The sequence below is a fragment of the Solirubrobacter pauli genome (assembly GCF_003633755.1).
Lineage (GTDB): Bacteria > Actinomycetota > Thermoleophilia > Solirubrobacterales > Solirubrobacteraceae > Solirubrobacter > Solirubrobacter pauli.
This window is the reverse complement of record NZ_RBIL01000001.1, coordinates 1,826,497-1,846,863: the sequence shown is the minus strand read 5'-3', so window position 1 is coordinate 1,846,863 and position 20,367 is coordinate 1,826,497. Positions and strand designations below refer to the sequence as shown.

Here is a 20,367-nt window from a genome sequence, read left to right as displayed (position 1 = left end):
TGATGGCCACGCTCGCGCCCCCGCGGGAGCATTCGACGACTGACATCCTCGCCGCCGGCGGCGTCTACCTCGACCACCTGGAGCACGTCATGCAGCGCAAGCGCACGACGATCCAGGACTACCGGATCATGCTCGACCGCCACCTCGGCCCGTTCTTCGGCGCGACGCCGATCGGGGCGATAGCGCCCCATAAGGTCGCCGACTTCATCGCCACTAAGCGGCGCGACGGGCTCGCCCCGAACACCGTCAAGAACCAGCTGAACTCCCTCCACGCGCTGTTCAAGTTCGCGGTCCGCCGCGAGTGGGCGCCGCGGAACCCCGTCGACTTCGTCGACCGGCCACCCTCACCATCGAGCGATCCCGACATCCGCTTCCTGGACCGCGAGGAGCTCGAAGCCTTGCTGCGAGCCGCCGGCGATGACCTGCTGGCGCCTACCGATCGCGCGTTGTGGCTGACTGCCGCGACGACCGGGCTGCGCCAAGGCGAACTCGCCGCGCTGCGCTGGCGCGACGTGGACTGGAACGCGCGCGTGGTCCGTGTCCGACGCAGCTTCTCCCGCGGCCAGTACACAACGCCCAAGAGCCGCCGATCGGTGCGCGCCGTCCCGATGCCCGACCGCGTCGCGGCCGCACTGGCGCGCCACTTCTCGCAGTCCACGTACCAGCACGACGACGAGCTGGTCTTCGGCCACCCACACAGCGGCCGTCCATACGACGCGAGCAACATGCGCGAGCGCTTCAAGGCGGCGCTGGCACGCGCAGGTCTCCGGCCGCTCCGCTTCCACGACCTGCGCCACACCTACGGCACTCTTATGGCCGCGGCCGGTGCCCCGCTGCGAACCCTCCAGGGTTGGATGGGCCACCGCGACTACAAGACGACCGCGGTCGACGCAGACTTCGCGCCGGACCCGTCACAGGGAGCTGCTTGGGCCGAGCGAGCGTTCGGCTCAAGCAGCCTCGATCTCGACAGGGTCACGCCCAACGACCCGAGAACGACGAAAGCCGCCCGGTGGGCGGCTCGTAGTCATGTCATCGGCAGGGAGCCCGCCAACCTTTAGCCCTGTTCGTGGTGTTGGCGCGTTGCCGCTCAGGTCAGCCCGGCGGTCAGCTCTCGGAGCGCGTCCGGCGGACGTAGAAGCAGGCCTAAAGGGCCGCGGCGCTCGGAGTCGACGGCGGCCGACGTCGCGCAGCTTCTTGAGGTGGTGCTGATCGTCGGCTGCGCCACGTCGAAGAGCGGGATCGACTCGTGGACGCAGACCTCGCCAAGGCGCCCGCGTTGCCTGTCGCGGGAGTTACCCGTCGCTGGGTGGCTCCCAGGTTGAGTCGTCTGCGTCACAGCCGACCGGTGATGCGTCTAGGAGCGCAACCCACTCCCTTGTTACTTCCTGCCCCTCCAGCATGGAAGTCAGCCCTTGGCGCATCGCTCGCAAAGGGGGACGTAGGTCGCGCGACAGACGTTCCACGGGCGCGATTGCTTTCAGCATGCCCTGCATGCCCTCGAGCGCAAATGTTGATGCCCTCGCCAAGTCGCGGACCAAGCCAAAGAACTCGCAGACCTCGTCCTTGATCGATGGATCTTCGTCAAAGGCGATGCCTGATTGCTCGATGATCTCCCGGATTCCGGCGTCGATCGTGTGGAGATGGGACGCGAATTCGTTGCCGAGCTCGCGAAGATCTCCAGCAGGAGCGTCTAGATCCGTAGCGACTTGTCGCGCGACTCGCAGGCGTCCGGCATACCCCTTGCCCTGAGCGTCGCTTCGCTGGAACCCGGCTGTGCCCCGTTCCACAGACTCGCGGATTCGCTCAAGCTCAAGTCCGATCTTCTCGAGTGTCTCGTTCCACGCTGGCATTGCGTCTTCGGCTGCCGCAATGCGATCGATAATTCCCAGCTCTTCGTCACTAGAGGAGGGGTCGGAGGACGCCAATGCTTCCGCCGCGGCTGCTGCGTCGACTTTCTCGGCGGCAGCATTTGCGTCGACCAAGCGCTGGGCGAGCTTCGTGACGCCTCGTCGATAATCGCCGGACTCCCTCTCGGCGAAGCGCAGGTCTGACCAGTCTTGCCACTGAAACTCTCGGATCAGGGCGACCAAGTCGTCGTCTGCATCCTCGTCGTGCAGGCCCGGGAAATCCACGTACAGCACTGGGAGAACTAGCTCGGTGACGCCGAACGCCTTCGCCTGGCGTGCGAAGAATTGGAACTCGCGCCGGCACTCCGCGCTCCGGAAGTACCTCGGGGTAATAACCGGAATGAAAAACGCGATCGATGCCAGGCTCGAATCGATCTTCGCGCGCCACTTGTCGCCCCACTCGAGAGCGTCTTGGTCGAGGAAAAGCTCGATCGGCTCCCCGGTCAGCATCTCGAACTGCTGCGCGACGTCTCGAGCGAGTTGCGCAATGCGGCCGTGCTCCGCTTGATCGTCAGCGTGAACGTACGACCAGAAGCCTTTTAGCGCCATCAAGGCATCCTAACCAATATGCATCGGCAGAGGCTCCTCAGTTCATAGGCCTCTTCCCAGTGAGTGTCCTCTGTGCGACATATGGGCGGCAGCGGGCGACTTCGCGGGCGGGCGCTCGGCGCCTTCGTGAGCCGTTGTTCTCGCCTGGCGCAGACCGAGTGGGTGTCCCAGCTTATGGACGACAACGATCTGCATCTCGTCGGGGAGCCAGACTGGTCTTGGGCGGGTACCAGTTGGGTAGCAATTTCAACGCAACCCAAGGCAACTGGGATCAACTAATTTGGCTCAACAGAGCCGAACCGGTCCAACGAGACCACGCTCAGGCAAGCTACGGAACCGAAGGTCAGAGGTTCGAATCCTCTCGGGCGCGCTCTGCATGAAGGCCTCGCGAAAGCGGGGCCTTCGTCGTTAACCGCCCGGTGTGGGTCGCTCAGTCGTGTGCGGCCTCGCCGATGAGCTTCTCGACGAGGACGCAGTCCTTCCATTGGCCGTCGAGCTTGCCGTGACGGCGTTGGATGCCGGCTCGGTCGAAGCCGGCGGCGTCGTGGGCGGCGAGGCTGGCGTGGTTGTCGGTGAAGATGCGGCTGGTGAGCTTGTAGAGGCCGTGGCGCTCGGCTTCGGCGCAGAGCTCGTCGAGAAGCTGTCGGCCGAGCCCTTGGCCGCGGGCGTCGGGGCTGACGTAGACGGCGTGTTCGCCGATGCCTTCGTAGACGCAGCGATCGGAGTACGCCCCCGCGCGGGCGAAGCCGAGGACGCGTCCGTCCTGCTCGGCGACGATGAAGGGCTGCCCGTCGGTCGCCCAGCCGCGGAGCTCGTGCGGATCGCGTGGCCGGGTCTCGAAGGTGGCGACGCGGTCGGCGATGCCGGCGTTGTAGATGGCTGTGACGGCGGCCACATCGTCGGCGCGACCCGCGCGGAGCTCGACGTCGCTCATTCGGGCTTGCGAGCGCGGATGATCGCCGACGCCGCGTGCGCGTGAACGCGGTGGGTCGCGGTGATCTCGACGTCGGTGAGGCCCGCGTCGGCGAGGTACTGGACGAACTGGTCGTGGGTGAGCGCTCCGGCGATGCAGCCGACGTACTGCTGCATGTCCTCGCGGGTGGCGGCGTCCATGTCCGGGTCGGCGATCACGTCGGAGACGGCGAAGGTACCGCCGGGCTTGAGGACGCGGGCGGCCTCGCGGAGGACGGTCGGCTTGTCGGTGGAGAGGTTGATGACGCAGTTCGACAGCACGACGTCGACGCTCTCGGCCGGGAGCGGGATCGCCTCGATCTGGCCCTTGAGCCAGTGGACGTTGGTGATCCCGGCCTTGGCCTGGTTGGCGCGGGCGAGGGCGAGCATCTCGTCGGTCATGTCCAGGCCGTAGGCGGTGCCGGTGGGCGCGACCCGCCGCGCGGAGAGCAGCACGTCGATCCCGCCGCCCGAGCCGAGGTCGAGCACGGTCATGCCGTCGCGCAGCTCGGCCATCGCGGTCGGGTTGCCGCAGCCGAGTGACGCGATCAGCGCCTCCTCGGGGAGCTGGCCCTGCTCGCCGTCGGCGTAGAGGCCACGGCCGAACAGGTCGGCCTGCTCGTCCGTGATGAGCCCGGCGTCGGGGCCGCAGCAGCCGCTGCCGGACTCGCTGGTGGTGGCGACCGCGGCGGCGGCGTAGCGGGCGCGGACGGTCTCGCGCAGCTCGTCCGCGTCGGCGGTCTTGCCGGCCGCGCAGCCGCACGTGCCGCCGGCCCCGCTGGTCTCGCAACAGGCGGCCTTCTCGGACGGCTCGCAACACGTCTCCTGCACGCTGGACGAGCAGCAGGATGCAGCGGTGGTCTCTTCGGTCAGCTCAGCCATGCGGTCAGCTCCTGGAGTGCGTCGGGGAGGACGTAGTAGTAGGCCCACAGGCCGCGGCGCTCCGAGTCGACGATGCCGGCGTCGCGGAGCTTCTTGAGGTGATGCGAGAGCGTGGGCTGGGAGACGTCGAACAGCGGGACCAGCTCGCAGACGCAGACCTTGCCGGCGTGCTTGCGCAGCACGTCGACGAGCTGCAGGCGGATGGGGTCACCGAGGGCCTTGGCGATCTCGGCCATGCGCACGGCCTGGTCGCGATCGACGTCGGGATAGACGACCGGCTCACAGCACGGCTCGCCGGCGGGGCGCTTGGTCTTGGGTGCGAGTTCCAGATCGACGGCCATCTATATACATCAGTATCGATTGAATTGGCAGTTGTCAATGGATACGGTGCGGCCCGTCAACGACCGTCGCCGACCAGGCTCACGTGTGAACGCCACCGCCACCTCCGCATCGACCCGCGACCCAGTCGTCGCCAGGCTCTCGACCCTCGACCGGTTCCTGCCGCTGTGGATCGCGCTCGCGATGGCCGCCGGCCTCGCGCTGGGATCGCTGATCCCGGGGTTCGACGACGCCCTCGACCGCCTGCGGGTCGGCACGGTGTCGCTGCCGATCGCGCTCGGGCTGCTGCTGATGATGTACCCGGTGCTCGCGCGGGTGCGTTACGAGGAGATCGGCAGCCTGCGCGGCGAGCGGAAGCTGATGATCAGCTCGCTCGTGCTGAACTGGATCGTCGGGCCGCTGTTGATGTTCGCCGTCGCGTGGCTGTTCCTCGCCGATCAGCCCGAGTACCGGACCGGGCTGATCGTCGTCGGCCTCGCGCGCTGCATCGCCATGGTGCTGATCTGGACCGACCTCGCCTGCGCCGACCGCGAGGCCACCGCGCTGCTGGTCGCCATCAACTCGCTGTTCCAGATCGCGGCGTACTCGGTCCTCGGCTGGTTCTACCTGTCGGGCCTCCCGAGCTGGATCGGCCTGGACACCCAGGGCTTCGAGGTCTCGATGTGGGAGGTCGCGCGCACCGTGCTGATCTTCCTCGGCATCCCGCTGCTCGCCGGCTACCTGACCCGCGTCGTCGGGCTGCGGCGCCGCGGCGCCGACTGGTACGAGCGCGCCTTCCTCCCGCGGATCGGACCCGTCGCGCTGTACGGCCTGCTGTTCACGATCGTGATGCTCTTCGCCATCCAGGGCGACGCCATCACCGACCAGCCGTTTGACGTCGTCCGCATCGCGATCCCGCTGCTCGTCTACTTCGCCGCCATGTTCGCCCTCTCGTTCCTCACCGGCGTCTGGCTCGGCCTGGGCTACCCGAAGACGTCCACGCTCGCGTTCACCGCCGCGTCCAACAACTTCGAGCTCGCGATCGCCGTCGCCATCGGCGTCTGGGGCGCCAGCTCGGGCCAGGCCCTCGCCGGCGTCGTCGGCCCCCTCATCGAGGTGCCGGTCCTGGTCGCGCTCGTCTACGTCGCCCTCTGGCTTCGCACCCGCTCCTTCCCCTCGATCCCGGAGCCCGTCCGATGAGCCACGTCCTGTTCGTCTGCCTGCACAACGCCGGCCGCTCTCAGATGAGCCAGGCGCTGTTCGAGCGCGCCGCCCAAGGCCGGCACACCGCGGAGTCGGCGGGCAGCGTCGCGGACCCTGGCGGCCACGTGCACCCCGAGGTGGTCACGGCGATGGAGGAGCTCGGCGTCGATCTGTCAGGCCGACGCCCGCAGCGGCTCACGCACGAGCTGGCCGAGCGCGCCGACCTCGTGGTGACGATGGGCTGTGGGGACACGTGCCCGTACATCCCGGGCAAGCGCTACCTCGACTGGGACCTCCCGGACCCGAAGGGGCGCCCGGTGGACGAGGTGCGCGCGACGCGCGACGAGATCCAGCAGCGCGTCGCGGCGCTGCTCGCCGAGCTTGACGGGGCGCTCTCGCCTTGAGCCGGCGCCCCCTATCGGGCTGCCGGCTGGAAGAGCTCGATCGGGTTGCCCGACGGATCCTCGAGCAGGATCTGCTGGCCGCCGGGGCCACGCACGATGTCGTTGCGGAAGTGCACGCCCGCGGCGCGCAGGCGGTCGACCTCGGCCGCGAGGTCCTCGACGATGAAGTGGAGGCGGTTCCAGCCGCCGGGGGCCGGGGTGCGGCCGTCGGGCATCGGGCGGCCGGCCGAGCTGGTGGGGCCGCTGAGCAGCAGCCTCAGGTGGCCTCGGACGACGTCGGCGAACGCCGGTGCGGCGTTGAGGCTCTCCGTGAAGCCGAAGTGCTGGACGTAGAAGGCCAGGGCCGTCTCGACGTCGTCGACCATGTAGCGGACGTTCACGCGCTCATCGGGCACGGGCGTGCCGACCATGTCCGGGACGATACCTCGTGGCGGGCCGGCGCCGTGCGCTAGCTTCAGGCATGACCGAGCGAAGTAACGCTACCGGCGGCACCCGGGTAACGCGGATCGGCGCGCTCGTGCCGCTGACGGAGCCGGGGTGGGTCGACGCCGGCCGGCATCTGCTGGCCGGCCTGCAGCTCGCCGCGACCGAGCGCGGTGTCGAGCTCGTGGTCCGCGACACCGCGGCCGATCCGGCGAAGGCGGCTGCAGCCGTCGAAGAGCTGGCCGAGCTGGGCGTGGCCGCGGTGGTCGGGGAGTACCACAGCGTGGTCGCCCGGACCGCCGCGGCGACGGCCGATGCGCTCGGCTTGCCGTTCCTGTGCTCGTCGGCGGTACTCGACGCGCTGACGGAGGAGCCGACGGAGGTCGTGGCGCGGATCGCCCCGCCGCAGTCGCGCGGCTGGTCGCTCTACGCCGACTTCCTCAAGGACGCCGGGCACAGCCGGATCGCCGTCGTCAAGCAGCCGAGCGTGTACTGGGCGGCCGGGACGCGCATCCTGCGCGAGCACCTGGACGTGGTCGAGCTCCAGCCCGACGACGTCACCGACGGACTCGCGGAGAGCGAAGCCACGGCGCTGCTGCTGCTCGTCGGCGCGCCCGAGCCGTCGACGTCGATCGTCGCCGCCGTCCGCCGCGACCCGCGCCTGGAGCACGTCCTGATCGGCGCGCCCGCCGGGCAACCCGAGTTCGCGGACTGGACCGGCATCCCGTTCCTGCGGTACCTGCCCGACCAGCTCACGCCGCTCGGCGTGCGCGTCGAGGCGGCGCTCCGCGACGCGCTCGGCGACGCTCCCTCTTTCGTCGCCTTCGAGGGCTACGACACGATCCTCGCGCTCGGCGCGCCGTGGGCGGACGTGGACGTCGAGGGAACGCGCGGTCGCATCACCTTCTCGCGCGTGCCGGGCGTCAGCGTCTGGCAGTGGGCGTGGCCGCCGATCCAGGTGGTCGACCGCGACCCGGCGAACCCGGACGCGTTCCGCGTGCGCTACAGCGCGTCGATCAGCGGGACGCCGAACACGCGCCGGACGCCGGAGTCCTCCCCGAGCTCGAGCCCGGGCTCCTCGAGCAGCTCGGCGTAGTCGTCCGGGTGGACGAGGATCTCGACGGCGGCCTCGGCCAGGCGGGCGTCGAGCCGTAGCGACTCCGCGCGCTCCGGCGACAGGCTGACGGCCGCGACGGTGCCCGGCAGGGCGCTCTCCGTCACGCGGACGGAGGCCACGGGGCGGTCGCCGCCGCGGGCCTGGTCGATCTCGCGCCGGATGGCTTCGGAGACGTGCTTCATACGCATGGATGGTCGCAGCCGGGCGAAAACGGGGATACTGCGGGTGTGAACCCGATCAGTGACGACTGGACTCATCGCGGCACACGCCGACGTGGTCTTCCCTGACCGCGCGGGCCGGGCGTGCCTTGGACACGATCCCGGCGACCGCACTGGTGCTGCTCGGCATCGTCAGCGTCCAGCTGGGCTCGGCGGTGGCGAAGCAGCTCTTCGACGAGGTGGGCAGCTTCGGGACCGTCGCGCTGCGGCTGTTCTTCGCCGCGGCGGTGCTGACCGCCCTGTGGCGACCGGCGCTGACGCTGGACCGGCGCGCGTGGACGGCCGTCGTCAGCTACGGCGTCGTCCTCGGGCTGATGAACCTGTGCTTCTACCTGTCGCTGGCGCGGATCCCGCTGGGCATCGCGGTGACGATCGAGTTCCTCGGGCCGCTCGCCGTCGCCGTCGGCGGGTCACGGCGCGCGCTGGACGTGGTGTGGGCGCTGCTGGCCGCCGGCGGCGTGGTGCTGCTGATGGAGGGCGACGGTGATCTCGACCTGCTCGGCGTGCTGCTCGCGCTCGCGGCCGGCGCGTTCTGGGGCCTCTACATCCTCGTCGGCGCGGCGCTCGGGCGGCACACGACGGAGGGCAACGGCCTCGCGCTCGGGATGGTCGTCGCGGCGCTCATCGCCGTGCCCGCCGGGGTCGCCGACAGCGGCACGGCCCTGCTGCAGCCGTGGGTGCTGGCGGCGGGCTTCGGCGTCGCGCTGCTGTCGTCGGTAGTCCCGTACACGCTGGACCTCGAGGCGCTGCGCCGGCTCCCGCCGCGCGTGTTCGGGATCCTGATGAGCCTCGAGCCGGCGATGGCGTGCCTGATCGGCCTGGTCGTGCTCGGCGAGTCGCTCGGCGGCGTCCAGTGGCTCGCGGTGCTGTGCGTCGTCGTCGCGTCGGCCGGGGCCACCCGGGGCGCGGACCCGTAGCTCAGGGCTCGAAGCGCGCGGCCGCGCCCGCCAGCAGCCATTCCAGGCCGACGTCGAACGTGTCCGCCGGGATCGGCAGGTCGTCGTTCGCGACCGTCTGACGGGCCGACGTCAGCGCGACGTGCCCGAACGTGTAGGAGTCGACCGCCGCGAGCAGGCGATGCTTGTCGGCATCGCTGCCGCGGAGCCCGGCCAGCGCGCGCATCGACTCCTCGTGATGGCGCCGGAAGCTCTCGCGCCGTGAGCCGGCGCCGCCGAGGCCGGCCGTGAGCCACGGGTGCCGCTCGGCGGACTCGCGGGCGGCGCGGGCGATCTGACGCAGCGCCTCGCGCCAGTCGGAGGACAGCGCGTCGCCGATCAGGCCCTCGTCGACGATCCGGTCGAGCATCAGGCCGACGAGCTCGGTCTTGTCGCCGATGTGGTTGTAGAGGCTCATCGGCCGCGCGGGCAGCTCCGCGGCCAGCCGCCGGATCGAGACCGCGTCGAGGCCCTCGGCGTCCGCGACCTCGACCGCCTTGGCGACGATCGCGTCACGCGTGAGCACTGGGCGCTGGGGCGGCATCTCGCCCGGATCCTAACTGGGCGATACACCGTATCGTTTGTGCGATACGGTGTATCGCCATGACCGACGACACCCGCCTCACCCCGGAGCTGCTGCGCCTCTCCGGGGTCCTCCTGCTCGGCGCGATCGCCGCGATCCTCGACACGACCATCGTCGCCGTCGCGATCGACCGGCTCGGCGCGGAGCTCGACACCACGATCTCGACCATCCAGTGGGTCTCGACCGGCTACCTGCTCGCGCTGACGGTCGCGATCCCGCTCACGGGCTGGGCGGTCGGCCGCTTCGGCGGGCGCACCATGTGGCTGTTCTCGCTCACCGGGTTCCTCGGCGGCTCGGTGCTGTGCGGCCTGGCGTGGTCGGCGGAGAGCTTGATCGTGTTCCGCGTCGTGCAGGGCCTGGGCGGCGGGATGCTCGTGCCGCTGATGCAGTCGATCCTCGCGCAGGCCGCCGGTCCCAAGCGGATCGGCCGCGCGATGGGCATCGTCGCGATCCCGGCGCAGCTCGGCCCGATCCTCGGCCCGGTGATCGGCGGGCTGATCGTCGACGGCGCGAGCTGGCGCTGGATCTTCTTCGTCAACGTCCCGGTCTGCCTCGCCGCGCTCTTCCTCGCCTGGCGCTGGATGCCACACGACCGCGCCGAGGACCGCCGCGCGACCCGCCTCGACTTCGCGGGGCTGGCGTTGCTGTCGCCCGCCTTGGCCGGGATCGTCTTCGGCCTTTCGCGGGCGGGGGACGCCGGCGGCTTCGGCGCGGCGCAGGTGCTGATCCCGCTCGGCCTCGGGCTGACGTTGCTCGCGGTGTTCGTCGTCCACGCGCTGCGCACCCGCGCGGAGCCGATCATCGACGTCCGGCTGCTGCGCGTCCGCTCGTTCGCCGCCGCGAGTGGCCTGATGTTCGCGCTCGGCGGCTCGCTGTTCGGTGCGATGTTCCTGCTGCCGCTGTTCGAGCAGATCGCCCGCGACCGCAGCGCGCTGGAGGCGGGCCTGCTGCTCGCGCCGCAGGGCGCCGGCACGATGATCGCGCTGGTCGTCGCCGGGCGCCTGAGCGACCGCGTCGCGCCCCGCGGGCTCGTCCTGACGGGGCTCGCGCTCGGCACGCTCTCGACGCTGCCCTACGCGCTGGTCACCACGGGGACGAGCGAGGTGCTGCTCGGCGCGGCGCTGTTCGTCCGCGGCGTCGGCCTCGGCCTGGCGATCGTGCCGGTGATGTCCTCCTTCTACGCCGACGTGCCGCGCGCCGCGATCCCCGGCGCGACCGCGTCGATGCGGATCATCCAGCAGATCGGCGGCTCGCTCGGCACCGCCGTGCTCGCGGTCATCCTCCAGCACGCGCTCGCCGACTCCACGTCCGCGACGGACGCGTTCGGCACCACGTTCTGGTGGACGGTCGGCCTCGCCGGCGCCGCCCTCGTCCCCGCCCTGCTCCTACCCGGCCGCCGGCCGCAGGCCGAGTAGGCGCGCCACGCGCGCGGGCTCGGCGATGACGTCGATCGCCGCGATCCGGCCCTCGCGCACCGTGAAGCGCATGATCCGCTCCGGCGCGCCGCCGGCGTGCACGAGCACGCCGACGCGGCCGTCGACGATGACGGGCTCCGGCAGCGCCCGTGTCGGGCCGATCGCGCGGGCGCTCTCGGCGACCGTCCGCGCGCCGTGGATCACCTGCAGGACGCCGGTGCCGAGGTCGGCGCGCAGGGTGATGCCCGGGTCGAGCACGGCCAGCAGGTCCTCGAACGAGCCGCCCCGCGCGGCGGCGAGGAAGGCGTCGACGACCGCGCGGTCGGCCCCGGCGGTGTCGGGATCGCTGCCGCGGGTGCGGCGGCGCGCGCGGCTCGCGAGCTGGCGGACGGCGTCCGGCGAGCGGTCGAGCACGCGGGCGACGTCGTCGAACGGCAGCCCGAACAGGTCGTGCAGCACGAACGCGACGCGCTCGGCCGGTGAGAGCGTGTCGAGGACGACCGTCAGCGCGCTGCCGACCGCGTCGGCCAGCAACGCCTCGCGCTCGGGGTCGGGTGCGTGCTCGTCGACGCGCGCGACGACCATGTCCGGCAGGTGGCCGTCGTCCTCGCGCCGGCGCGACTGGCTGTCCAGCAGCGTCAGGCACACGCGCGAGACGATCGTGGTGAGCCACCCGCCGGGGTTCTCCACGCCGTCGAGACCGGCGCGGCTCGCGCGGATCCACGCCTCCTGCAGCGCGTCGTCGGCCTCCGCGGCCGAGCCGAGGATCCGCAGGGCCACGGCGTGCAGGTGCGGCCGGTGCTGCTCGAAGACCTCGAGGTCGTCCATCTCGCTTGTCACATCCTCGCGAATCGGTTGGTCAGGGCATTGACCGTCCCAACCGACGCGACGTGACAAGGAGCTCACGATGCCGACCACCCTCACCGCCCGCCAACCGCAGCCCGTGTTCACCGTCGAGGGCGCGATGGACGCGCTGCAGACGCTCAGCCAGTCGATCAGCCGCGTGAAGCTGCCCATCAACCGCGAGTTCGTGCACCTGCGGGCGAGCCAGATCAACGGCTGCAGCGTATGCGTGGACATGCACGCGAAGGCGCTGCGCAAGGCGGGCGAGAGCGAGGAGCGCGTGTTCGCGATCGGCGCCTGGCGCGATACGCCCTACTTCACGCCGGCCGAGCGCGCGGCGCTCGCGCTCACCGAGGCCCTGACGCGGCTCGCCGACCAGACGGACGCGGTCCCGGACGAGCTCTGGGAGGAGGTCTCGCAGCATCTCGACGAGGCGCAGCGCGCCGCGCTGGCGCTCGACATCGCGCAGATCAACGTCTGGAACCGGCTGAACGTCGCGACGCGGCAGATCGTCGGCGAGCAGAGCTGGTAGCGCCGAGCGGGGGTCTCGCCGAGGCGAGACCCCCGACCCGGTCAGTCGTAGTCGACGACGAGCTCGGCGTCCGAGAACTCGACGACGTACGGCTCGTACACCGTCGCCCCGGGCATCGTCAGCCCGACGCCGTAGTTGTCCGCGGGTCCGCCGACCCACCCGGCGACGAGGTCCGTGACGTCGATCTCGGTCCACTGCCCGACGCCGTTCGGCACGGCCTCCTCGCTCGGGGCCGTGAAGTCGCCGCCGGGCGTGGTCCAGGTCCACCAGTGGAACTCGTAGATGCCGGAAGATGACCAGTCGCTGGCCACCGCCGATGCGTCCACCGCCGTGGGATAGCCGCCTGACTCATCGGATTGGTAGAGGCGGAGCGTCGCCTCGTTCACGTCGGCGGTCGAGGGGATCGAGCTGACGTCGAACTTCAGGAGCGAGTGCCACCGGTACCCCTGGTCGTCCATTCCGACGATCGGGTCGGTCTCGCCGTCGCAGGGCTCGGGCGGGTAGTTGATCATCACGCAGGACTCGGTCACCTCGAACGGGACCTCCGTCGCACTCGCGCTCGCCGGGACCACGCACAGCACCGCGCACGCGGCGATGACGCTCCATCTGGACGACAGCCAACGCACGACCTCGTGAGTCGCGTTCGCGTACATCTCGCACCTGCCTTTGAGTTGGGGGCCTGGGCCGGGGAGCCACCCCGGCAAGCACCGACGCGAGGATCAAATACTGAGGAGACGATGACTGTCAAGGTTCACGCGGTGACACGCGTCACTTGGCGGTTCGGGTATACGTGCGGGGGCGCGTGCCGCGCTTCGCCAGCGCACACGGGGCGCGTACCGCCGGGTCCGGGCGCAAAGACGGCTGTCGCACCTGCCGCCTCTTTCGCTCGCGACCCGGCACGCCTTCGTGCGCTCACCGCACTAACCCGGACGACTCACAATCTGGTTGTCAGGTTGACAGACAATTCTCATCCCAGGTAGTTTCGCCTCTCACGCAACAAATCTGGGCCGGATGGCCCGGATCAGCAACGAGGGGGAGAGGATGAGAGGGAAATGCGCAAGCCTGGCGCTGCTGGGGCTTGCCTTGGCGCTGCCGGAGGTGGCGCAAGCCGCGCCCGCGGCCGCAGCGCCGAAGGTGCTCGTGGTCACGAGCACCACCGACGCGGTGACGACCGCCGGCCTGGCCGCGATCAACAACGCCGCGAGCGGTGACACCTTCACCGTCACCGCGCCCGCGCCGGCCGCGGTGGGCGAGCAGTTCACGCCGGAGAACCTGGAGACCTACCGTGCAGTGGTCTTCCTGAACACCGGCCTGACGAGCCCGCTGACCGACGCGCAGAAGGCCAACTTCGAGGCGTACTTCAAGAAGGGCGGCGGCTACGTCGGCATCGGATCCGCCGTGGAGACCGACGCGTCATGGCAGTTCATGACGGACGTCCTCGGCACCCGGTCGACCAGCCGCACCCCGCAGCAGACGGGCTCGGTCAAGGTCTTCGACCGCGTGCATGATGCGAGCAAGGACCTCCCGCTCGTCATCGACCGCGACGACCACTGGTACAACTTCAACACCACCGACGCCAAGCTCAAGATCCGCGGCAACTCGCACGTCTTGGCCTCGGTCGTGGAGGACCCGTTCGGCCCGCAGCCCCAGGGTCAGACGCTGGACGGCATCGCCGGCGGCACGATGGGTGCCGACCACCCGATCTCCTTCTGCAAGGACTTCCAGGGCGGCCGCTCGTTCTACACCGCGCTCGGCAACACCGCCGCCGCGTTCGACGCGACCCTCACGACGCACCTCAAGGGCGCGATCAAGTGGGCGACGGGCAACAGCGACCCGGCCTACAGCGACTGCGGCGCCACCGTGCTGAAGAACTACCAGCAGACGAAGATCGGCTCGCCGCCGAACCTGCAGGAGCCGATCGGCTTCGACCAGCTCCCGGACGGCCGCGTCCTTCAGACGGACCGCCTCGGCACGCTGCGCATGCACGACCCGAAGACCGGCAAGACCACGGTCATCGCCGACTTCCAGAACCCGCGCCTGCCGTCGACCCAGCGGATCTACTCCGCGGGCGAGGACGGCCTCTACGGGCCGGCCGTCGACGCGGACTTCGCGACCAACAAGTGGGTCTACCTCTTCTACTCGCCGCAGACGGTCACGGACGTCAAGCTGTCCAACGGCCAGATCGTCACGCAGACGACGCCGAACACCCGGCCGCCGGACGCCGCGCCGACCAAGGACGCGTGGGACCCGTACGTCGGCTACCACCAGCTCAGCCGCTTCAAGTTCATCGACAGCACGCCCACCAGCGATGCGCGCCTGGACCTGACGACCGAGCAGCAGATCCTCCGCGTCCCGATGAACCGGCAGGAGTGCTGCCACGTCTCGGGCGATATCGACTTCGACAAGCACGGCAACCTGTGGCTGGTCACGGGTGACGACACGCCGGCCGGCGGCATCAACGCCGGCGGTTTCGGCCCGTTCAACTCGCAGAAGACCGACGAGCAGCAGACCGTGCGCGTCAACAACGCCACGGGCGGCACGTTCACGCTGACGTTCGACGGCCAGACGACGGCCCCGATCGCGTACAACGCGAACGGGCCCGCGATCGACGCCGCGCTCGAGGCGCTTCCGAACATCGAGGCCGACGAGATCCAGGTCAGCCCGCTCCCGTCGCAGACGAACCCGAACACCGTCAACACGACGACCATCAACGTGTTCTTCCGTCGCGGCAAGAGCCAGACGAACCAGCCGCTGATCGCCTCCAACAGCGGCGGTCTGACCGGCGACAACCCGACGGTGGCTACGGCGGTCGCGCCGGCTCCGGGCGGCCAGGTGTACACCGGCGGCCTCGCCGAGGGCGGCATGTACCAGCGCCTCACCGGCGACTCGCGGCGTAGCGCGCTCAACACGAACGACCTCCGCGGCAAGATCCTGCGCATCAACGTCAAGGACAACATCGCGGCCGCGGACGCCAACAAGGCGGACTTCACCGGCAGCGGCACCGGCGCGTACACGATCCCGGCCGGCAACCTCTACCCGCTCGTCGCGGGCGCGCCGCAGGACAAGACCCGCGCCGAGGTCTACGCGATGGGCTTCCGCAACCCGTTCCGCATCCAGGTGGATGAGAACGACGTCGCGTACATCAGCGATTACTCGCCCGACAGCAACGTCCAGTCGCGCGGCCGCGGACCGGCCGGCACCGGCCGCTTCGAGATCGTGCGCAAGCCGGCCAACTACGGGTGGCCGACGTGCTACAAGCGCGACCTCGCGTACTACGAGTGGAACTTCCACGAGTTCCAGCCGAACACGACGACGGTGGGCACGCCGCTGCACACCCCGCCGAAGCTGCACGAGTGCAACGGCCCGACGCAGCGCAACGACTCGCTGTGGAACATCGAGGGCGGTCCGTCGGTCGAGCCCGGCTTGCGTGACGTCCCGCCGGTCACCGACCCGACCATCTGGTACTCGTACCGCGACAACAACACCGGCGCGCCGCTCGGCACGCCGTGCCAGGCCTACTCCGACCCGACTCCGGGCCCGATCGCGCCCGGCTCGACCACCGAGTGCCCGCGGCTGTTCCCGGAGCTCTACACCGGAGGCGTCGGCCCGCACGGCATGACGAAGTACAAGTACGACCCGGCGAACCCGAACCCGAAGAAGTTCCCGCCGTACTACAACGACGCGGTCGTCTTCGGCGAGTGGCAGATGGACACGCTGCGCGAGATGCGCCTGGACGAGCAGGGCCGCATCGTGAAGATCAACGGCTTCCTCGACTGCGGCAGCCGCTCGAACAACACGAACGGCACGTTCCAGTTCGAGTGCGACAACCCGATGGACATGCAGTTCGGCGCCGACGGCGCGTTCTACCTGCTGACCTACGGCAACGGGTTCAACGTCATCAGCCCGGACGCCGGCATGTACAAGTGGGAGTACAACAAGGGCAACAAGTCGCCCAAGGCCGTGATCACCACGGACAAGACCGACGGCGGCACGCCGCTCACGGTCAACTTCTCGAGCGCCGGCTCGATGGATCCCGACCCGCTCGACTCGATCAAGTACGAGTGGGACTTCGGTGACGGCTCGCCGCTCTCGACCGAGCCCAACCCGACGCACACCTACACCAAGCGCGGCCGCTTCACCGCCGTGCTGACGGTGACCGACTCCACCGGCGAGCGGGTGTCGACGAGCACGCTCATCACGAGCGGCAACACGGCGCCGACGATCACGATCGAGGCGCCGCTCGACGGCGGCACGTTCTCCTTCGGCGACACGCTGGAGTTCAAGGTCACGGTCACCGATCCGGACGAGCCGAACATCGACTGCAGCCGGGTCAACGTCAAGTACGTGCTCGGCCACGACTCGCACGGCCACGAGCTGCAGAGCGTCTCGGGCTGCCGCGGGTTCCTGCAGACCGGTGCGGACGAGGCGTCGCACGGCGGCAACGTGTTCGGCGTGATCAGCGCCGAGTACGTCGACCAGGGCGCCGCGGGTGACGTGCCCGCGCTCAAGACGACCACGCAGGTGCAGGTCCGTCAGAAGCGCCAGGAGGTCGAGAACGTCACCACGCAGTCCGGCACGAACACCGCGACGAACACCGACAACGGTGTGGCGGGTACGCACCGAGGCAGCCTGGCTAACAACGACTGGATCCGGTTGAACGGTCCGTTCAACCTGCACCAGATCGAGTCGCTGACGGTCCGCTACACGGACGCCGCCGCCGGTCGCACGGTCGGCTCGCCGCTCGCGGCGATCGAGGTCCGCACGGGTTCGCAGACGGGGCCGATCGTGACCACGTTGAACCTGACGTCGACGGGTTCGACCACCGCCTGGAACAGCCTGGACTTCCCGATCTCGCTCGCGGGCAAGAACGAGTTGTTCCTCGTGTTCCGCCAGGTGGACGGTGGCGCCACCGGCGCCAACCTGTTCAACCTGAACTGGGTGCACTTCAATGGCAACGGCATCACCGTCACCAAGACGGAGACGCCGGGCACGGCGGGCGGCAGCGTTCCGGCGACCCTGTCGCTGTCGCTCGGCGCGCCGGCCACGTTCGGGGCGTTCGTCCCGGGCAAGGCCGACACGTACACCGCCGGTACGACCGCCGACGTCATCTCGACGGCCGGCGACGCGACGCTCAGCGTCAACGACCCCGGTCGCCTGACCAACGGGGCGTTCTCGCTGGCGCAGCCGCTGCAGGTGTCGTTCTCGAAGTCCTCGTGGAACGCACCGGTGTCCAACGACCGCGTGAACGTCACGTTCAAGCAGTCGATCGGCGCCAACGAGCCGCTCCGCACGGGCTCGTACTCCAAGACGGTCACGTTCACGCTGTCGACCACGAACCCGTGATCGCAGCGCCGCGGCGACCCCGCTCGGGGGTCGCCGCGGCCGTCGGCCCCCGGGTGTGAGTGACGGGGGCACCTTCACGCCATGCCCGGGGCCTAGTGTCCTGGGCATGGATGACGGCAACCGCCTCGGGGAGTTCCTCCGCGCACGACGGGAACGGGTGCTGCCCGGCGACGTCGGGCTGCGGGAGGACGACGTCCCGCGACGGGTGCCAGGCCTGCGCCGGGAGGAGCTCGCGCAGCTCGCCGGCGTGAGCGTCAACTACGTCGTCCGGCTCGAGCAGGGCCGTGACCGACATCCCTCACCCCTGGTGCTGGACGCGCTGGCCGCGGCGCTGCAGCTGGACGAGGCCGCGACGGCGCATCTGCACCAGCTCGCGACCCCGCCGGCGCAGCGACCTCGCGCCCGCACACGTGAGGAGACGGTCTCGCCCGACCTCGCGCGCCTCCTCGACCGGCTGGGCGACCTGCCCGTGTCGGTGATGAACCGCTTCGGCGACATCCTGGCCACGACGCCGCTCGCCGCCGCGCTGATGCCCGGCCTCGCCGTCGGCGTCAACGCGTACCGGGCGACGTTCCTGGACCCGTCCTTGCGTGACCTGTTCGGCGACGGCTGGGACCGGATCGCGCGCAGCGTCGTCGCCGGGTTGCGCGCGGTGTCCGCGGACGCCGCCGGCGACCCGCGGCTGGTCGCGCTGGTCGGTGAGCTCTCGCTGGAGAGCGCGGCGTTCCGCCGGCTGTGGGCGCGGCACGACGTCCGGCCGCGCGTCGGCCGGGGCACGAGCGTGATCCACCATCCGCAGGTCGGGACCGTCGAGCTGCGCTACGAGAAGCTCGAGGTCAGCGGGTCCCCTGGCCAGACGCTCGTCATCCACCAGCCCGAGCCCGGGAGCGCGTCCGAACGCGCGCTCGCGCTGCTCGCGTCGCTGATCGCGGAGGCCGCGCCCACGCGCGCGCCTCACGCCGCCTGAACCCGACTCCAAAGGGAGAACCTCGCATGTCCACCGTGCTCCTGACCGGGGGCTCCGGCTTCCTCGGCCTGCACACGATCATCAAGCTGCTCGAGCAGGGCCATGACGTCCGCACGACGGTCCGCTCGCTCGAGCGTGAACCGCAGGTGCGCGCGGCGGTGCCCGACGCGGGCGACCGGCTGACGGTCTTCGCCGCCGACCTGTTGGCCGACGCCGGCTGGGCGGAGGCGGTGGCGGGCGCCGACTACGTCCTGCACGTCGCGTCGCCGTTTCCCGCGGGCGCACCCGACCACGAGGACGACCTGATCGTGCCTGCGCGTGACGGCACCCTGCGCGTGCTCCGGGCCGCGCGCGACGCCGGCGTCCGCCGCGTCGTCGTCACGAGCTCGTTCGCCGCGATCGGCTACGGCCGCGAGCCCGGCGACCACGTCTTCACCGAGGCCGACTGGACCGACCCGGACGCCGACATCGGCGCCTACATCAAGTCCAAGGCGATCGCCGAGCGGGCGGCGTGGGACTACGCGCGCGACGTCGGGCTCGAGCTCACGGTGGTGAACCCGACCGCGATCTTCGGGCCGGTGCTCGACGGCGACCACTCGGCATCGATCGGGATGATCTCCGGCCTGCTGGACGGCTCGATGGCGGGCGGCATCCCGCCGCTGGCGTTCGCCGTCGTCGACGTCCTCGACGCCGCCGACCTGCACGTGCGCGCGATGACCGACCCGGCCGCGGCGGGCGAGCGCTTCCTCGCCGCCGGGGGCGACAGCGTGTGGCTCGCGGACATCGCCCGGATCCTGCGCGACCGGCTGGGCGACGCGGCGGCGAACGTGCCGACGCAGGAGCTGTCGGTCGACGTCCTGCGTGAGGCCGCGAAGGCCAACCCGGCGCTGGAGCCGATCGCGCGGGAGGCCGGCAACCTGCGGCACCTCAGCGCGGAGAAGGCACGGCGGGTGCTCGGGTGGCAGCCGCGCCCGCTGGAGGAGACGGTGGTCGCGACGGCCGAGAGCCTGCTCGCGTGACCAGCGCCCGGCGGCTCCCCTCGGGCCGCCGGGCGCAACCCCCTCCCGGGATCAGTCGACCTTGCCCACCTGCGTGGTGATCAGGCGCGGCTCGGTCACGGTCGCGAACTGGCCACCGGCGGTCGAGTCGCAGTTCAGCTCGACGGTCGTGCCGTCGGTGTGCGTCGCACCGACGACGCTGATGGCGGCCTTCTGGTTGTCGGCGAGCGAGACGACGACCTCGCCGAGCGTCGCGGTGAAGTCACCGATCGGCTCGAGGATCGCGCACGTGAACTCGCCGTCGGAGCCGCTCGTGTTCTCGATGCCGGCGGACGCCATGAACGTGTAGTCGCCGGCGGCCAGCGTCTCGGTGAGCACCGTGTGGGACGTGCCGGAGATGCCGACGTTGTGCGTCTCCTTCGTGGCGGTGAGCGCGTGGCTCGGGCCGATCGGACCCTGCGGGCCGGCCGGGCCGGCGGGACCCTGGGCGCCCGCGGGACCGGCCGGGCCGGTGGCGCCGGCGGGACCCGTCTTGCCGGCGGGCAGCTGGCCGGCCTTGAAGTCCTTGGCGAGCAGCGTGCCGTTCTTGACCTTGGCCGAGGTGACGGCGTTCGTGCGCAGCTGCGCGGAGCCGACGCTGTTCTTGGCGAGGGTCGCGGCGGCGTAGGAGGTGCCACCGAGCGAGCCGACGAGGGCGATCACGGCGACGACCATGGCGGGGGAGGGACGAAGCATTTGGGGAGAGCCTCCGGGGAGAGAGTGTGGACTGCTCCCTAAGA

Annotated in this window: 20 protein-coding genes; 10 read left to right on the top strand and 10 right to left on the bottom strand. The window is 70.5% G+C overall.

Annotation, left to right across the window (positions count from 1 at the left end):
* Positions 1-2: 2 nt before the first annotated feature.
* Complete coding sequence (locus tag C8N24_RS08650) at positions 3-1,058, top strand: tyrosine-type recombinase/integrase (protein ID WP_170178950.1); 1,056 nt, start codon at positions 3-5, stop codon at positions 1,056-1,058.
* Between the two features lie 234 nt (positions 1,059-1,292).
* On the opposite strand, the gene C8N24_RS08645 is transcribed toward C8N24_RS08650, so the two are convergent.
* From C8N24_RS08645 to C8N24_RS08630, 4 genes are all read right to left on the bottom strand, one after another.
* Positions 1,293-2,456, bottom strand: a complete 1,164-nt coding sequence (locus C8N24_RS08645; RefSeq protein ID WP_147447702.1) for a toll/interleukin-1 receptor domain-containing protein — start codon at positions 2,454-2,456, stop codon at positions 1,293-1,295.
* Between the two features lie 430 nt (positions 2,457-2,886).
* On the bottom strand, positions 2,887-3,390 hold the full coding sequence (locus tag C8N24_RS08640) for an arsinothricin resistance N-acetyltransferase ArsN1 family A (RefSeq protein ID WP_121249666.1): 504 nt from the start codon (positions 3,388-3,390) through the stop codon (positions 2,887-2,889).
* Positions 3,387-4,289: an arsenite methyltransferase gene (arsM, locus tag C8N24_RS08635; RefSeq protein ID WP_121249665.1), complete on the bottom strand. Its 903-nt coding sequence runs from the start codon at positions 4,287-4,289 to the stop codon at positions 3,387-3,389. Before arsM ends, C8N24_RS08640 begins: the two co-directional genes overlap by 4 nt.
* Complete coding sequence (locus tag C8N24_RS08630; RefSeq protein WP_121249664.1) at positions 4,277-4,630, bottom strand: ArsR/SmtB family transcription factor; 354 nt, start codon at positions 4,628-4,630, stop codon at positions 4,277-4,279. The genes arsM and C8N24_RS08630 overlap by 13 nt, the downstream gene beginning before the upstream one ends.
* A gap of 85 nt (positions 4,631-4,715) precedes the next feature.
* On the opposite strand from C8N24_RS08630, the gene arsB reads away from it, so the two are divergent.
* Both arsB and C8N24_RS08620 read left to right on the top strand, forming a co-directional pair.
* The gene (gene arsB / locus C8N24_RS08625; RefSeq protein ID WP_281272621.1) at positions 4,716-5,807 is read left to right on the top strand and encodes an ACR3 family arsenite efflux transporter; all 1,092 of its coding nucleotides are present in this window, start codon (positions 4,716-4,718) and stop codon (positions 5,805-5,807) included.
* A complete protein-coding gene (locus C8N24_RS08620; RefSeq protein ID WP_121249663.1) occupies positions 5,804-6,214 on the top strand; it encodes an arsenate-mycothiol transferase ArsC in 411 nt (136 codons plus the stop codon). Before arsB ends, C8N24_RS08620 begins: the two co-directional genes overlap by 4 nt.
* Positions 6,215-6,225: 11 nt before the next feature.
* On the opposite strand, the gene C8N24_RS08615 is transcribed toward C8N24_RS08620, so the two are convergent.
* Positions 6,226-6,609 carry a VOC family protein gene (locus C8N24_RS08615; protein ID WP_121253036.1) on the bottom strand — a complete coding sequence of 128 codons (384 nt, stop codon included), beginning with the start codon at positions 6,607-6,609 and terminating at the stop codon, positions 6,226-6,228.
* A gap of 65 nt (positions 6,610-6,674) precedes the next feature.
* Here C8N24_RS08615 and C8N24_RS08610 point away from each other — a divergent pair, with 65 nt between their 5' ends.
* Positions 6,675-7,733 (top strand): ABC transporter substrate-binding protein, encoded by a 1,059-nt coding sequence (locus tag C8N24_RS08610; RefSeq protein ID WP_121249662.1) that lies wholly within the window; start codon positions 6,675-6,677, stop codon positions 7,731-7,733.
* Here the strand turns inward: C8N24_RS08610 and C8N24_RS08605 are convergent.
* On the bottom strand, positions 7,640-7,936 hold the full coding sequence (locus tag C8N24_RS08605) for a hypothetical protein (RefSeq protein ID WP_121249661.1): 297 nt from the start codon (positions 7,934-7,936) through the stop codon (positions 7,640-7,642). The two genes, C8N24_RS08610 and C8N24_RS08605, sit on opposite strands and share 94 nt — an antisense overlap.
* Before the next feature lie 125 nt (positions 7,937-8,061).
* Between C8N24_RS08605 and C8N24_RS08600 the strand changes: the two genes are divergently transcribed.
* Positions 8,062-8,889, top strand: a complete 828-nt coding sequence (locus C8N24_RS08600; RefSeq protein ID WP_245971793.1) for an EamA family transporter — start codon at positions 8,062-8,064, stop codon at positions 8,887-8,889.
* Position 8,890: 1 nt separating this feature from the next.
* Here C8N24_RS08600 and C8N24_RS08595 read toward each other — a convergent pair whose 3' ends face one another.
* Positions 8,891-9,451 (bottom strand): TetR/AcrR family transcriptional regulator, encoded by a 561-nt coding sequence (locus tag C8N24_RS08595; RefSeq protein ID WP_121249659.1) that lies wholly within the window; start codon positions 9,449-9,451, stop codon positions 8,891-8,893.
* Positions 9,452-9,510: 59 nt separating this feature from the next.
* Between C8N24_RS08595 and C8N24_RS08590 the strand changes: the two genes are divergently transcribed.
* Positions 9,511-10,905 (top strand): MDR family MFS transporter, encoded by a 1,395-nt coding sequence (locus C8N24_RS08590; RefSeq protein WP_121249658.1) that lies wholly within the window; start codon positions 9,511-9,513, stop codon positions 10,903-10,905.
* Here the strand turns inward: C8N24_RS08590 and C8N24_RS08585 are convergent.
* Complete coding sequence (locus tag C8N24_RS08585) at positions 10,876-11,733, bottom strand: sigma-70 family RNA polymerase sigma factor (RefSeq protein WP_121249657.1); 858 nt, start codon at positions 11,731-11,733, stop codon at positions 10,876-10,878. The two genes, C8N24_RS08590 and C8N24_RS08585, sit on opposite strands and share 30 nt — an antisense overlap.
* Positions 11,734-11,812: 79 nt before the next feature.
* Here C8N24_RS08585 and C8N24_RS08580 point away from each other — a divergent pair, with 79 nt between their 5' ends.
* On the top strand, positions 11,813-12,280 hold the full coding sequence (locus tag C8N24_RS08580; RefSeq protein WP_170178948.1) for a carboxymuconolactone decarboxylase family protein: 468 nt from the start codon (positions 11,813-11,815) through the stop codon (positions 12,278-12,280).
* Positions 12,281-12,321: 41 nt separating this feature from the next.
* On the opposite strand, the gene C8N24_RS08575 is transcribed toward C8N24_RS08580, so the two are convergent.
* Complete coding sequence (locus C8N24_RS08575; protein WP_170178947.1) at positions 12,322-12,906, bottom strand: DNRLRE domain-containing protein; 585 nt, start codon at positions 12,904-12,906, stop codon at positions 12,322-12,324.
* Between the two features lie 415 nt (positions 12,907-13,321).
* On the opposite strand from C8N24_RS08575, the gene C8N24_RS08570 reads away from it, so the two are divergent.
* From C8N24_RS08570 to C8N24_RS08560, 3 genes are all read left to right on the top strand, one after another.
* Positions 13,322-17,623, top strand: a complete 4,302-nt coding sequence (locus C8N24_RS08570) for a ThuA domain-containing protein (RefSeq protein ID WP_170178946.1) — start codon at positions 13,322-13,324, stop codon at positions 17,621-17,623.
* Between the two features lie 106 nt (positions 17,624-17,729).
* Positions 17,730-18,590, top strand: coding sequence for a helix-turn-helix domain-containing protein (locus C8N24_RS08565; RefSeq protein WP_121249654.1), 861 nt, complete (start codon positions 17,730-17,732; stop codon positions 18,588-18,590).
* Positions 18,591-18,616: 26 nt separating this feature from the next.
* Positions 18,617-19,609: an SDR family oxidoreductase gene (locus C8N24_RS08560; protein ID WP_121249653.1), complete on the top strand. Its 993-nt coding sequence runs from the start codon at positions 18,617-18,619 to the stop codon at positions 19,607-19,609.
* 51 nt (positions 19,610-19,660) lie between these two features.
* Here the strand turns inward: C8N24_RS08560 and C8N24_RS35330 are convergent, their stop codons facing one another.
* Positions 19,661-20,323 carry a collagen-like triple helix repeat-containing protein gene (locus C8N24_RS35330; protein ID WP_170178945.1) on the bottom strand — a complete coding sequence of 221 codons (663 nt, stop codon included), beginning with the start codon at positions 20,321-20,323 and terminating at the stop codon, positions 19,661-19,663.
* Positions 20,324-20,367 lie beyond the last annotated feature (44 nt).